General features: G+C 63.0%; 13 protein-coding genes. 8 read left to right on the plus strand and 5 right to left on the minus strand.

Annotated features, from left to right (window positions below; genetic code table 11):
• Nucleotides 1-52: 52 nt before the first annotated feature.
• On the minus strand, nt 53-1330 hold the full coding sequence (locus RFM98_RS28530; RefSeq protein ID WP_320311899.1) for a polyhydroxyalkanoate depolymerase: 1278 nt from the start codon (nt 1328-1330) through the stop codon (nt 53-55).
• 372 nt (nt 1331-1702) lie between these two features.
• Nucleotides 1703-2065, minus strand: coding sequence for a septal ring lytic transglycosylase RlpA family protein (locus RFM98_RS28535; RefSeq protein ID WP_320215790.1), 363 nt, complete (start codon nt 2063-2065; stop codon nt 1703-1705).
• Nucleotides 2066-2374: 309 nt separating this feature from the next.
• On the opposite strand from RFM98_RS28535, the gene RFM98_RS28540 reads away from it, so the two are divergent.
• From RFM98_RS28540 to RFM98_RS28570, 7 genes are all read left to right on the plus strand, one after another.
• A complete protein-coding gene (locus tag RFM98_RS28540) occupies nt 2375-2560 on the plus strand; it encodes a hypothetical protein (RefSeq protein WP_320311900.1) in 186 nt (61 codons plus the stop codon).
• A gap of 690 nt (nt 2561-3250) precedes the next feature.
• A complete protein-coding gene (locus RFM98_RS28545) occupies nt 3251-4591 on the plus strand; it encodes an FAD/NAD(P)-binding protein (protein ID WP_320311901.1) in 1341 nt (446 codons plus the stop codon).
• Nucleotides 4592-5001: 410 nt separating this feature from the next.
• The gene (locus RFM98_RS28550; protein ID WP_320311902.1) at nt 5002-6438 is read left to right on the plus strand and encodes a pyridoxal-phosphate dependent enzyme; all 1437 of its coding nucleotides are present in this window, start codon (nt 5002-5004) and stop codon (nt 6436-6438) included.
• Nucleotides 6435-7616, plus strand: coding sequence for a trans-sulfuration enzyme family protein (locus RFM98_RS28555; protein WP_320311903.1), 1182 nt, complete (start codon nt 6435-6437; stop codon nt 7614-7616). The genes RFM98_RS28550 and RFM98_RS28555 overlap by 4 nt, the downstream gene beginning before the upstream one ends.
• 561 nt (nt 7617-8177) lie before the next feature.
• Nucleotides 8178-9419 (plus strand): D-amino acid dehydrogenase, encoded by a 1242-nt coding sequence (locus tag RFM98_RS28560; protein WP_320311904.1) that lies wholly within the window; start codon nt 8178-8180, stop codon nt 9417-9419.
• Between the two features lie 11 nt (nt 9420-9430).
• Nucleotides 9431-10237, plus strand: a complete 807-nt coding sequence (locus tag RFM98_RS28565; RefSeq protein ID WP_320311905.1) for a maleate cis-trans isomerase family protein — start codon at nt 9431-9433, stop codon at nt 10235-10237.
• 542 nt (nt 10238-10779) lie between these two features.
• On the plus strand, nt 10780-10956 hold the full coding sequence (locus RFM98_RS28570; protein ID WP_320311906.1) for a hypothetical protein: 177 nt from the start codon (nt 10780-10782) through the stop codon (nt 10954-10956).
• A gap of 122 nt (nt 10957-11078) precedes the next feature.
• Here the strand turns inward: RFM98_RS28570 and RFM98_RS28575 are convergent, their stop codons facing one another.
• Together RFM98_RS28575 and RFM98_RS28580 are read right to left on the minus strand one after the other, a co-directional pair.
• The gene (locus RFM98_RS28575; RefSeq protein ID WP_320311907.1) at nt 11079-11585 is read right to left on the minus strand and encodes a GNAT family N-acetyltransferase; all 507 of its coding nucleotides are present in this window, start codon (nt 11583-11585) and stop codon (nt 11079-11081) included.
• On the minus strand, nt 11582-11827 hold the full coding sequence (locus RFM98_RS28580) for a type II toxin-antitoxin system TacA family antitoxin (RefSeq protein WP_320311908.1): 246 nt from the start codon (nt 11825-11827) through the stop codon (nt 11582-11584). The genes RFM98_RS28575 and RFM98_RS28580 overlap by 4 nt, the downstream gene beginning before the upstream one ends.
• Before the next feature lie 402 nt (nt 11828-12229).
• On the opposite strand from RFM98_RS28580, the gene RFM98_RS28585 reads away from it, so the two are divergent.
• A complete protein-coding gene (locus tag RFM98_RS28585; protein ID WP_320215802.1) occupies nt 12230-12421 on the plus strand; it encodes a Flp family type IVb pilin in 192 nt (63 codons plus the stop codon).
• A gap of 101 nt (nt 12422-12522) precedes the next feature.
• Here the strand turns inward: RFM98_RS28585 and RFM98_RS28590 are convergent, their stop codons facing one another.
• Nucleotides 12523-12828, minus strand: coding sequence for a UBP-type zinc finger domain-containing protein (locus RFM98_RS28590; RefSeq protein WP_320311909.1), 306 nt, complete (start codon nt 12826-12828; stop codon nt 12523-12525).
• Nucleotides 12829-12835: the final 7 nt, after the last annotated feature.

The following is a 12835-nucleotide window of genomic DNA, read 5'->3' on the forward strand; positions in this document are numbered from 1 at the left end:
GCAGCACGGAGGGCCGCCGGGGTGGCGGCAGAATGGGAGCTGGCTCCAGCAATCAGCCTTTGGCGGAACGGACCAGTTTCGGCTTTACCGCCACCCGGTGCTGGCGGCCGTAGCTGGAAATGAAGTCGGCGATGCGCGGCACGATTTCCGAGCGGAAGCGCGAGCCGTTGAAGACGCCGTAATGACCGACCGCCGGCTGCATGTAATGGGCTTTCTTGTCGGCCGGGATGTTGACGCAAAGGTCGTGCGCGGCCTGGGTTTGGCCGAGGCCGGAAATGTCGTCGTTCTCGCCCTCGATGGTCAGCAGCGCGACGTTGCGGATCGCCCTCGGATCGACCGGCTCGCCGCGATGCATCATCTCGCCCTTCGGCAAGGCGTGACGCACGAACACGGTGTCGACCGTCTGCAGGTAGAATTCCGCCGTCAGGTCCATCACCGCCAGATACTCGTCATAGAAGTCGCGGTGTTTTTCGGCGCTGTCGCCGTCATGCTTCACCAGGTGCATGAAGAAGTCCTTGTGGGCGATGATGTGGCGGTCGAGATTCATGCTCATGAAGCCCGAGAGCTGCAGGAAGCCGGGATAGACCGCGCGGCCGAAGCCCGGCACAGGCCACGGCGCCTGCATGATGACATTGTCGCGGAACCAGTCGACGCCCTTTTCCTTGGCCAGAAGATTGACCGCGGTCGGGTTGCGGCGCGTGTCGACCGGGCCGCCCATCAGCGTCATGGTGGAGGGCACGAAGGGATCGCCGCGCTTTTCCATCAGTGCCACCGCCGCCAGCACCGGCACCGAGGGCTGGCATACCGCCATCACATGCGTGTCGGGGCCGAGCGCATGGAACATCTCGATGACATAGTCGATATAGTCGTCGAGATCGAAGCTGCCTTGCGCCACCGGCACGATGCGGGCATCGACCCAGTCGGTGATGTGCACGTCGGCGTGAGGCAGCATCGCCTCGACCGTGCCGCGCAGCAGCGTCGCGTAATGGCCCGACATCGGCGCCACGATCAAAAGCTTCGGGTCGGGCTTGCGGCCGGCGGGCAGCGCGCGCTCGAAACGGACGAGGTTGCAGAACGGCTTCGACCAGACGGTCTTTTCCGTGACGCCGACGCTCTTCCAGTCGACCACGGTGTTGTCCAGGCCGAATCGCGGCTTGCCGTAGCGGCGGGTGGTGCGCTCGAAGAGTTCGGCCGTCGCCGCGACGGAGCGGCCGAAAGGGGTGTGGGAGATCGGATTGAGCGGGTTCGAATAAAACAGCCGCACGGCGTCGGCGTAAAGGCGCGCGGGTTGCAGCGCCGCATGGTTCAATTCGTAGAGCTGGTAGAACATCGAGAACCCCGCTGCTGTCCGACGACCAAAAGGACGACGAACAGCGCCGAGCCTTGAATGTCTCGCAGCGACGTTAACAAGATATTGTTGCGATGCAATACGTCATTTTGTCTGACGAATGGTTCTTTCGTTCAACCTGTTGAAAAACAGCCACAAGCGGCCGAGCCGGCTCAATGTGCGTCGCAGAAGTGTGAAGGATATGTGTCCGGCCCCTCATGCCGGACACCAGACCATGATCCGGAACCTCGGGTCCGCGTTGGATCATGATCCGACAGATAGACGGCTTGCAGCAATTCCACGAAAAGTGTGAGCGGTTAAGTTCGGCGCCTTCGCCGCAACCTTCCGTCCGGAATTGCGCCAAGACAAAGAGCTCTAGACGCGCGCCATGCAGACGGCGGTGTGGCCCGAACCGATGAAACCGAGCTGGCCGGCGGCGCCACGAGAGAGATCGAGCACGCGACCCTTCACGAACGGGCCGCGATCGTTGATGCGCACGACGACGCTGCGGCCGTTGTCCTTGTTGGTGACCCTGAGCTTGGTGCCGAAGGGCAAGGTGCGATGGGCGGCAGTCAATGCCGAGGGGTTCATGCGTTCCCCTGAGGCGGTCCTAGAATGCAGCGCATACCAGGAAGCGCGGCCGCACTGCGCGGCGGCGGAGGAGGCGGAAGACGCGCCAGCCATCAGGCCAGCCGCGATCGTTACCGCGACAAGCGCGGTCTGGTTGGTTTTCTTCATGCTTTGGGGAGGGCTCCGTTAGAGGTAGACCCCGCCGATATGTGCCGAATGAGGCAGGAAATGCGGCAACCGTCTGGCGGTTCCATGGCGACGACACACGTTTGGAGTCGCCAGGAAACAGTTTGTCATGATATTTCCGGCGCCGGTCAGGCGTATTCTCAATGAATATCTGACCGATATCCGGGACGTTCCGGGCAAGATCGGTCCTCAAGATTCAAGTAGAGGGGAACGGAACTGCTTCGGTTCCTCCGTATCTTTTGTTGCGTCCCTATTGCCGTTCAGGATCGACTTTCGGAGAGGGTCTAGCCGATGCGATTGATCAGGTTTGTGCTGGCGCTGATTGTGCTTGGGCTGGGTGCGCTGTGGTCGCTGCAGGGCCTCGGCCTCGTCAAGGGCAGCTTCATGACCGGCCAGACTCAGTGGCTCTATATCGGGCTCGTCACCATGCTGGTCGGCGTCGTCGGGCTCTACTGGGCGAACCGCCCGCACGTCTGACCTACCGGCTGCGCGGAGAAGGCGGGCGCCGCGCGTCCGTCGGACGGACGGCGCCCGGTTGCGTCCAGGCGGCCTTTGCCGCCGGCTTGGCCGATTTGACGAGTTAAATCCTTCCAAGCAACCGGGCCTTTTGGAAAATGTTGCCGGGTACCGGTGGCTTGGTGGATCAGCCTTCGATCGCCTTCGGAGACTGGCTGAGCCGCCGTCTCTGTCGTCATTCCAGGGCGGAGCAAGGAGCGAAGCGACGCGCGCAGACCCTGGAATCCATGCCGTGACATGGAGGCGTCGCTACGGTGCTGAACTATCCGGGTGCTGCGCTGGGGTTTTCCTTCTGCACCGTAGTACCTATCATGGATGTAACGGCATGGATCCTAGGGTCTGCGCGGCGCTTTGCGTCGCTCCGCCCTAGGATTACGACCACGCAGATACCGCCCTCCGACGAGCAGCCCCAGCGAACAAAAATCCCCCTGGCATCCCATCTCGGTAAATCCATGCTTCAAAAGCCCCGGCAATTGGAACGCTGGTTTCGTGTGCGGCGCGGTTAGTATAGTAATCTTATCAACATTGGGAGTGAGAGAGAACGATGCGCAACCTTCTGAATACCATTCGGGCGATCGTTCGTGGCCGGCAGCCGAGGCCGGCGGCGGGCGCCGCGCGCTGACCGCTCCGTCAGGTTTCCGGCTCGCAACCATGGTTGGACGCGGCAACTCCATCATCATTGTCGGCGGCGGCGCCAGCGGCGTCGTGCTGGCGGCGCATCTGTTGAAATCGACCAATCCGGACCTGCGCGTCACGCTGATCGAAAAACGGCCGCATTTCGGCCAGGGCATGGCCTATTCGACGCTGCTTTCGGCGCATGTGCTCAACGTCAACGCTTCCGGCATGAGCGCCTTTGCCGACGACCCCACCCATTTCGCGCGCTGGGTGCTGGAGCGCGGCCTCGCCAAGCCCGACCAGGGACCGTTCTATGCGCCGCGCAGCCTTTATGCCCGCTATCTGCAGGAACTGCTCGACGGCCTCGAGGAACGCGAGCGCGAAACAAGCCGCCTCCGGCTGATCCGCGAGGAAAGCCTGTCGATTTCGCCGACGTCGTCGGGCGTCGAGGTGGCCTTGGCCAACGGCACCAGCGTCGTCGCGCATCTGGCCGTTTTGGCCACCGGTCATGACGAGCAGCCCGGCGCCTTCCAGGGCCAGGCCATCCGCATGGGCACCGAGGCCGATACACCGCTCGATCCGCAAGCCCCGGTCCTGCTGCTCGGCACGGGCCTGAGCATGGTCGACGCTTTCCTGTCGCTCGAGCAGCGCGGCCATCGCGGCGCGATCGTCGCGGTATCGCGGCGCGGCCTGTTGCCGTCGCCGCACCGCAAGGGCAATCCGATCAAGCTCGATGTCGCCGACATTCCGCTCGGCACGGAGCTTTCCTATTTCGTCGGCTGGTTCCGCAATTTGATCCGCGAAACCCAGAAGGCCGGCGGCGACTGGCGCGACGTGGTCGACGGCCTCAGGCCCTTCAACCAGACCATCTGGCAGAACTGGCCGTCTTCGGCCAAGCGCCGCTTCGTCGAGCACACCAAGGCCTGGTGGGACATCCATCGCCATCGCATGGCGCCGGAAGTCTATCAGCGCGTCACTGAGGCGGTCGGGTCAGGTCGACTGCGCCTCGTCGCCGGCCGGGTCGTGGACATCCAGCCGAACGATGGCTTCGTGGTGAAGATCCAGCCGCGCGGCACGCAGGATGTCGAGACCCTCGATGTCGCACGCATCTATAACTGCATGGGCATCGCCCGCGACATATCGAGGACGTCGAACGGCGTCGTGCGCTCGCTGGTCGAGCGCGGCCTGGCGCGCCCGGACCCGCTGCGACTCGGCCTCGATGTCACGGCGAAATGCGAGCTGGTCGCGTCTGATGGCGCGGTGTCGTCGAAGCTGCTCGCCGTCGGGCCGTTGACGCGCGGCACTTTCTTTGAGATCGACGCCATTCCGGATATCCGCGTGCAATGCGCCAAACTCGGCAAGCAGTTGCTGGGGTGAGTACGCTCCCTGTAAGCGAGATATTGAAACGCTGGCGGGACAGCACCCCCCTCTGCCCTGCCGGGCATCTCCCCCGCATGGGGGGAGATTGGCAGTTCCGCCCGCTGGCTCCCTTCTTGCAACGTCGATGATTGGCGAAAGCGGCCGCGACGTCCAATCTCCCCCCTTGCGGGGGAGATGGCCGGCAGGCCAGAGGGGGGTGTGAAGGAACTCGACATCCAAGGTTTACGGCCACCCGCCTGAAATTCCATTCCTCCACTCGCCGCCGGATTGGCACGATCTATCTTCTTTCCTGATGAAAAGGGCTGGAAAAGACGAGCGCGCGATCCGCGAAACCGGAATGGATTCCGGCGGCATCCTGCGCGAGATTGCGAAGACCCGCATCGAACTGCTTCCACGGAGCATCTGAGATGAGCGAGCAAAGACAACCGGCGCCCGGCGGCGCGGACACCAATCTGTCGAGGCTGCGGCCGCCTTACGGCTCGGTGCTCGACCTGATCGGCCAGACGCCGGTCGTCGAGCTGACCAAATTCGACACCGGCAAATGCCGGCTATTCATCAAGCTCGAAAGCCAGAATCCCGGCGGCTCGATCAAGGACCGCATCGCGCTGTCGATGATCGCGGCGGCCGAGAAGGACGGCCGGCTGAAGCGCGGCGGCGCAATAATCGAGGCCACCGCCGGCAACACCGGCCTCGGTCTCGCCCAGGTCGGCATCCCGAAGGGCTACCGCATCATCCTGGTCGTGCCCGACAAGATGTCGCGCGAAAAGATCCAGCATCTGCGCGCGCTCGGCGCCGAGGTGCGCATGACCCGCTCCGATGTCGGCAAGGGCCATCCCGAATATTACCAGGACATGGCCGAGAAGATCGCCGCCGAATTGCCCGGCGCCTTCTATGCCAACCAGTTCGCCAATCCGGCCAACCCGCTGGCGCATGAAACCACCACCGGTCCGGAAATCTTTTCGCAGCTCGACGGCGATGTCGACGCGGTGGTGGTCGGCGTCGGCTCGGGCGGTACGCTGACCGGCCTCGGCCGCTATTTTGCAAAACATTCGCCGAAGACCGAAATGGTGCTCGCCGATCCGGTCGGCTCGGTGCTGGCGCCGCTGATCAAGACCGGCAAGATGGAGGAGGCCGGCAGCTGGACGGTCGAAGGCATCGGCGAGGATTTCGTGCCGCCCAACGCCGACCTGTCGCTGGTGAAAAAGGCCTACTCCATCACCGACAAGCAGAGCATGCTGGCGGTGCGCGATCTGCTGTCGCGCGAAGGCATCCTGGCCGGCTCATCCTCCGGCACGCTGTTGTCGGCGGCCCTTCGCTATTGCCGCGAGCAGACGACGCCCAAGCGCGTCGTCACCTTCGTCTGCGACAGCGGCAACAAATACCTGTCGAAGGTGTTCGACGATATCTGGCTGGCCGAGCAGGGCCTCGCGGACCAGGAACAGCATGGCGACCTGCGCGATCTGGTGGTGCGCTCGCCGCGCACCGGCGACATCGTCTATGTCGGCCCCGATGAGAGCCTGCTCAACGCCTATGGCCGCATGCGCCGCTCCGATGTCTCGCAATTGCCCGTGCTGGATGAGGGCAGACTGGTCGGCATCGTCGACGAGAGCGATATTCTGGCCAAGGTCGACGGCCCGTATGACGGCCGCTGGGACCGCTTCAACGGTCCGGTGCGCTCGGCCATGACGTCGAACCTGCACACGCTGCAGGCCAATCAGACGCTCGATGCGCTGCTGCCGGTCTTCGACCGCAACGAGGTCGCCATCGTCTTCGATGGCGAGGAATTCATCGGCCTGATAACCCGTATCGACCTGATCAACCATCTGAGGCGCCGCGCAAAATGACTTCGCCAAGACCCGAATTGGGCAAGAACCGCCTGGCCTTTTCCACCCGCACCATCCATGGCGGCCAGAGCCACGATCCGCTGACCGGCGCGGTGATGGTGCCGATCTACGCCACCTCCACCTACGGCCAGCAGTCGCCCGGCGTGCACAAGGGCTTTGAATATGCCCGCAGCCAGAACCCGACGCGCTTTGCCTTCGAGCGCGCCGTGGCCGACCTCGAAAGCGGCAGTGCCGCCTTCGCCTTCGCCTCGGGCCTGGCCGCGATCGGCACCGTGCTCGAAATCTTCGACGCCGGCGCCCATGTCGTGGCCACCGACGACATCTATGGCGGTTCCTTCCGGCTGATGGAGCGGGTGCGCAAGCGCTCGGCCGGCCTCCAGGTGAGTTTTGCCGACTTCACCGACCTTGGGGCGGTCGAGGCGGCCATCCGCCCCGAAACAAAGCTGCTCTGGGTCGAAACGCCGACCAATCCGCTGCTGCGGGTCGTCGATCTCGAAGGCATCGCGGCGCTGGCCAAGCGCAAGGGGCTGATCACCGTCGCCGACAACACGTTTTGCAGCCCCTACATCCAGCGGCCGCTGGAGCTCGGCATCGACATCGTCGTGCACTCGACGACGAAATACCTGAACGGCCATTCCGACATGGTCGGCGGCGTGGCGGTCGTCGGCGACAACAAGGACCTCGCGGCGCAATTGAAATTCCTGCAGAACGCCATCGGCGCCATCTCCGGCCCGTTCGACAGTTTCCTGGCGCTGCGCGGCATAAAAACCCTGGCGCTGAGGATGGAGCGCCACTCCTCGAACGGCCTCAAGATCGCGCAATGGCTGGAAGCGCGAAAAGATGTGCGCCGGGTCATCTATCCCGGCCTCGCCAGCCACCCGCAGCACGAGATCGCCAAGCGCCAGATGCACGCCTTCGGCGGCATGATCTCGGTCGACCTCGACCGCGACCTCGCCGGCACGAAACGCTTTCTCGAGCGCACCCAACTGTTCACGCTTGCGGAGAGCTTGGGCGGCGTCGAAAGCCTGATCGAGCACCCGGCGCTGATGACGCACGGCTCGATCCCGGCGGAGAAACGCGGCGCGATCGGCATCACCGATTCGCTGGTGCGGCTGTCATGCGGGATTGAGGACGGGGATGATTTGATTGCGGACCTGGAGCAGGCGTTGCAGACCTAAGAATTCGTAGATACTCGTCATCGTAGTGATCCTTCGCGCCCCCCTCTGTCTCGCTAGCCGATCCCTCGTCATTCTAGGGCGGAGCAAGGAGCCGAGCGACGCGCGCAGACCCTAGAATCCATGCCGTGACCTTGATCGTAGAACGCAGCGGAGCAGAATTCTGCACCATTGCGGCGCGTCGAAGTCATGGCATGGATCCTCGGGTCTGCGCGCGTCGCTTCGCTCCTTGCTCCGCCCGTGGATGACGAGGTTGGGAAGCTTCAGCCAATCTCCATGGCATGCGATCTGCCAGCGCAAACATAGCCGATCGGCCAAGATTCCTGTGCTGCGGAACTAGTTCCTTGTTTTACGCAATCGGGACGGAAGCCTCCCCAACCTCGTCATTCTAGGGTCTGCGCGCGTCGCTTCGCTCCTTGCTCCGCCCCTAGAATGACGAAGGATACGCCATTTGCGATTGTCCTGCCACGAGAGGGGGGCGCCGCCGACATGTCTGTATGTGTGCCATTGCAGACCGCAATCCACACTCTAAACTGCCCTCAACTTGCGATCTCCGGAGGCGTCATGCGCGTGATCGTGTTGGGTGGCGGCGTGGTCGGCGTCACCACGGCCTATCAGCTGCAGAAGGACGGGCACGAGGTCGTCATCCTCGAGCGCCAACGCCAGGTCGCTGCCGAGACCAGCTGGGGCAATGCCGGCATGATCGCGCCTGGCCATTCCTTCGTCTGGTCGTCGCCCAAGGCGCCGATGATCCTGTTGAAATCGCTGCTGCTGAAGGACCAGGCGCTGCGCTTCAGGCTCTCGGCCGATCCCAGGCTCTACAGCTGGTCATGGCTGTTCCTGATGGAATGCACGGCCGACAAGGCCCGGCGCAATACACTGCTCAAGCACCGGCTCGCCGTCTACTCGCAATCCGTGCTGCAAGAGGTCGTTGCCGATGAGGCCATCGACTATGACCGAAACGATCGCGGCATCCTCTATTTCTATCGCAGCCAGCAGGCGCTCGACAAAGGCGTGGAGCATATGCGGTTGCTCGAATCCGACGGCCAGCTGATCAAGGTGCTCGACCGCGACGCCATCGTCGCGCTCGACCCGTCGCTGGCCTCCGCGCGGGAGAAGATCGCCGGCGGTATCCATTGCCCGACCGACGAGACCGGCGACCCGGCGAAATTCACCCGGGCGCTTGCCGCCAAGGTGGTCGAGCGCGGCGGCGAGATCCGCACCGGCACCACCATCACCGGCATCGAGACTTCCGCAGACGGCGTCGCCCGGGTGCTGACCGACAAGGGGAGCTTCAAGGGCGACGCCTATGTGCTGGCGCTCGGCTCCTACAGCCCGCTGATCGCGAAAACGGTCGGCATCAGCCTGCCGATCTATCCGATCAAGGGTTATTCGCTGACCATCCCGATCGGCAACCGGCCGCGCCCGCCGACCATCGCGGCGATCGACGAGCACAATCTGGTCGCCGTGTCGCGCTTCGGCGACCGGCTGCGCGTCACCGCCACGGCGGAGTTCGCCGGCTACGACACCAGCCACAAGCCGGCCGATTTCGCCTTCATGAAGGGCGTGACCCAGGAACTCTATCCCGAAGGCGCCGATTACGACCGCGCCGAGATGTGGGCGGGCCTGCGGCCGATGACGCCCAACAACTTGCCCGAGTTCGGCCAGCGGCGCCTGCGCAACCTCTATCTCAACACCGGGCACGGCCATATCGGCTGGACCATGTCGCACGGCTCGGCCCGCATCACCGCCGACCTGATCGCCGGCCGCAAGCCTTCCATTTCCATGGAAGGTCTTTTGAACTGAAAGGGAACGCCATGTCTGCCGGACTCGCCGCCTCTATCCCTGCCGCCGTCAAGACTCTTGACCTCGGCGTGCTACCATCCGAGATCGACGGCGGCCTTGCCTCGCGCGCGGCGATCGGCCTGGCGATCCTGGCCACCGACCAGACGCTGGAGCATGAATTCCGCGCGCTGGTGCGCATTCCGGGCGTCGCCTTCTACGAAGCGCGTCTCTTCAACGACAACGACATCACGCCCGACACGCTGCGCGCCATGGGGCCGCGCATCGCGCCAACCGTCGACCTCATCCTGCCCAGCATCCCGCTCGACGTCGTCGGCTTCGGCTGCACCTCGGCGACCATGACGCTCGGCGAGGAGGCTGTGTTCGCCGAGATCAGGAAGGCGCGGCCGGGCGTCGCCTGCACCACGCCGGTCACGGGCGCGCTCGCCGCCTTCAAGGCGCTCGGCGTCAAGGGCATCGGACTGCTCACGCCCTACGCGCCCGAGATCAACCAGGGCCTGGTCCGCTACTTTACCGGGCGTGGCCTCGATATCGCCGCCGTCGCCACCTTCGACCGGCGCGACGACCGCGAGGCCGCCCGCATCTCGCTCGCCTCGATCGAGGCGGCGGCCGAGACGATGGCTGCCGTGCCCGGAGTGGAGGCGATCTTCATCTCCTGCACCAGCCTGCGCGTCGCCGAGGCGGTGGCGGAACTGGAACGGCGCATCGGCATCCCCGTCACCTCCTCCAATCACGCCATGGCCTGGCACTGCCTGCGGCTCGCCGGCATCGACGACGTCGTGCCGGCCGGCGGCAGGTTGTTTGCTTTGAAAGCCGTGTGAGCGGCGAGTTTCCTCGACACGGAGATTTTTGAAAGGGTGCCGTTTGTCGAGGGCTTTCACCGCTCGTTTCCGTGAAATCGGCGCAAACGCCGACGATTTGGCGGAAGCCTCCCAACCTCGTCATTCCAGGGCGGAGCAGCCGCGAAGCGGCGTCGCGGAGACCCTGGAATCCATTCCGTGACCTGAGCCGTGGAATGCAGCGGAGCAGAAGTCTGCACCGCCGCGGCGCTCGGAAGTCACGGCATGGATCCTCGGGTCTGCGCGTCCGCTTCGCTCCCGCTCCGCCCGTGGATGACGATCGCAATGGGCGTTTCGGCCAATCTCCGACGCATGCGACTGCTAGGCTCGACGACGTCGTCGGAGCGATCCGTTCGGAATTGCGCTAAAACAATCTATACCGGCTTCCAGCCGTAACGGGTGATAGGATCCTTGTTGCGCGGATACCGGTAATCGCGGAGGAATCCCCACGTTAACCGAATCAGAAGGGGTTGTTTAACGCTTCGTCTCTATGTCCCGCCCCGGGAGGCGCAGACCGAGCGAGCATGATGAACGATAGCCCTGAAAAGCGAAATGAATGGCGCGCCATCTTCTATGTGCAGGCGCGCGTCGCCATCCTGTTTGTCCCGGTTGTCGTCAGCCTTCTGATCATCGGCGCGCTCGCCGGCAAGGACCGCGACCCCAATGCCGTCGATCGCACCGTTACGGGCTCGGTGCGTTAAAGACCTAGCAGGCGACTGGAAGTCCGGCTGCGGACTTCCCTTCAAACAAACCGGACAGTCACGAGCTCGGTGCGTTAGCGGTCCGCCGGTCCGTCTCATTTACCGGCGGGTTCCCACTTCGATCAAACATTCTCCTGCCCGATCGCCTTGCGCAGATCGGCGAGAGAGATCATCAGCGTCATGGGATCGAGAGGCGAGGGGTCGAACCCAAGCGCCGTGTGGAAGCTTCTTCCTTCATCCGAGATAGCATGGATTAGGATGCGGCGGATGCCGAGCGACCCTGCGGCGTTCATCACCCGGCGGGCTGCATCCTGGACAAGCGCCCTGCCGAATCCCTGTCGCTGACAGGAAGCGTCGATTGCCAGACGAGCAAGAATGGCTACCGGGATCGGATCGGGCATATTGCGCCGGAAACGGCCCGACACGTGGCTGGCAATGACGCCGCCCGAAGCGAGCGCGTAGTAGGCGACAACTTTGCCGTCCTTGCAAGTGACGAAGGTGCGTGTCGCGCCACTGTCCTGGTTGGCAAGCGCTCGGCGTTTAAGCCAATCATCCAAGACCGGAACGCCGGACGAAAAGGACGACAGGTCGTGCGTACGGTTCAGCGGTACCGGCGCCTGGAGCGTCACTTAGTTTCCCATGGCAGCGGCGCGTTCATCAGCTTGGACAGCCGCTCGTTCGACTTGGCCGGTGCATCGAGCAGAGCAAGGAATTCGGCATAGGCTTGCGGCGAAACCTTGATAAGCGTGCGCTCGAGCAGCGTGTCCTCGGCCATACGCCGGGCGGCGTCGAGGATGAAATCTGTTCGGGTCTTGCCAAGCGTGCGCGCGGCTTCGTCGATCAAGCCGCGCTCCTCGGGCCTGATGCGCATGTTCAGCGTGCTTCTCTTCGAAGCGTCAGGATGTTCGTGCTTCATTGTTCAAGAGTAGGAGCTTGTAATGACGTTGTCATTATAATGATAACTTGTTTTGTTCACGCCGGGATAAGTGCAGACCCCATAAAAGCCTTCCTGAGACGCTATAGACAGGAGTCTAGTGCAGAGTACACGACAAAAGTCGGTCGGCCATTCTCATTTGTTCCCTATCCGATATCGCTGATGACATATATTAGATATTGCTTTATTAATATAAGCTATCGTAACTCGACAATCATTTAAACTCTATTCCCGATATGACTGCAATAAGAGAATTTTTAACTGTTTCAATTAAGGTCTTCAAAATTGTTTCTGTATAGTTTGAGCAGCGTCACCAACGGGCAACGAGGGAATCGTCCAATGCTCAAACTAATCAAGCGTTTCAAGAACGACGAATCCGGCGCGACGGCTATCGAGTACGGCCTGATCGCGGCGCTGATCGCGCTGGCAATCATGGTCGGAGCAAGTCAGCTCGGCGGAGCGTTGAACACCAAGTTCAAGCTGATAGCCGACTGCGTCAAGGACGCGAAAGCGACTGGATGTCCACAATAAGTTCTGCCCACGTGTTACAGCACGGGCTTTGGGGCCGCCTTCGGGCGGCTCCTTTTTTGTTGCGCGCCGCGGAAGCGACGCGACGCGGTCGTAGGGCTACCTCAATAGAAGCGCGGGATCGGACCGTTCTGCGGCGTCGTGTCGTCGCCGAGGTCGATGAACACCTCGTCGACAAAGCACCATGCCCAGCCTTCCGGCGGGTCGTAGCCCTCGATGATCGGATGCTGCGTGGCATGGAAATGTTTTGTCGCGTGGCGGTTGGGCGAGTCGTCGCAGCAGCCGACATGGCCGCAGCTGCGGCAGAGCCTCAGATGCACCCACCAGGATCCGCTCTTCAGGCATTCCTCGCAGCCCAGCGCGCTCGGCGTGACCTTTTTGATGTCCTTCGTATGCCTGCATTCGTCCATCACGGTT

This window comes from Mesorhizobium australafricanum (assembly GCF_033977265.1).
GTDB lineage: Bacteria > Pseudomonadota > Alphaproteobacteria > Rhizobiales > Rhizobiaceae > Mesorhizobium > Mesorhizobium australafricanum.

Coding starts and splice junctions, on each gene's coding strand:
- RFM98_RS28530 (WP_320311899.1), bottom strand. CDS start 1,330: ATGTTCTACCAGCTCTACGAATTGAACCATGCGGCGCTGCAACCCGCG.
- RFM98_RS28535 (WP_320215790.1), bottom strand. CDS start 2,065: ATGAAGAAAACCAACCAGACCGCGCTTGTCGCGGTAACGATCGCGGCT.
- RFM98_RS28540 (WP_320311900.1), top strand. CDS start 2,375: ATGCGATTGATCAGGTTTGTGCTGGCGCTGATTGTGCTTGGGCTGGGT.
- RFM98_RS28545 (WP_320311901.1), top strand. CDS start 3,251: ATGGTTGGACGCGGCAACTCCATCATCATTGTCGGCGGCGGCGCCAGC.
- RFM98_RS28550 (WP_320311902.1), top strand. CDS start 5,002: ATGAGCGAGCAAAGACAACCGGCGCCCGGCGGCGCGGACACCAATCTG.
- RFM98_RS28555 (WP_320311903.1), top strand. CDS start 6,435: ATGACTTCGCCAAGACCCGAATTGGGCAAGAACCGCCTGGCCTTTTCC.
- RFM98_RS28560 (WP_320311904.1), top strand. CDS start 8,178: ATGCGCGTGATCGTGTTGGGTGGCGGCGTGGTCGGCGTCACCACGGCC.
- RFM98_RS28565 (WP_320311905.1), top strand. CDS start 9,431: ATGTCTGCCGGACTCGCCGCCTCTATCCCTGCCGCCGTCAAGACTCTT.
- RFM98_RS28570 (WP_320311906.1), top strand. CDS start 10,780: ATGATGAACGATAGCCCTGAAAAGCGAAATGAATGGCGCGCCATCTTC.
- RFM98_RS28580 (WP_320311908.1), bottom strand. CDS start 11,827: ATGCGCATCAGGCCCGAGGAGCGCGGCTTGATCGACGAAGCCGCGCGC.
- RFM98_RS28585 (WP_320215802.1), top strand. CDS start 12,230: ATGCTCAAACTAATCAAGCGTTTCAAGAACGACGAATCCGGCGCGACG.
- RFM98_RS28590 (WP_320311909.1), bottom strand. CDS start 12,828: ATGGACGAATGCAGGCATACGAAGGACATCAAAAAGGTCACGCCGAGC.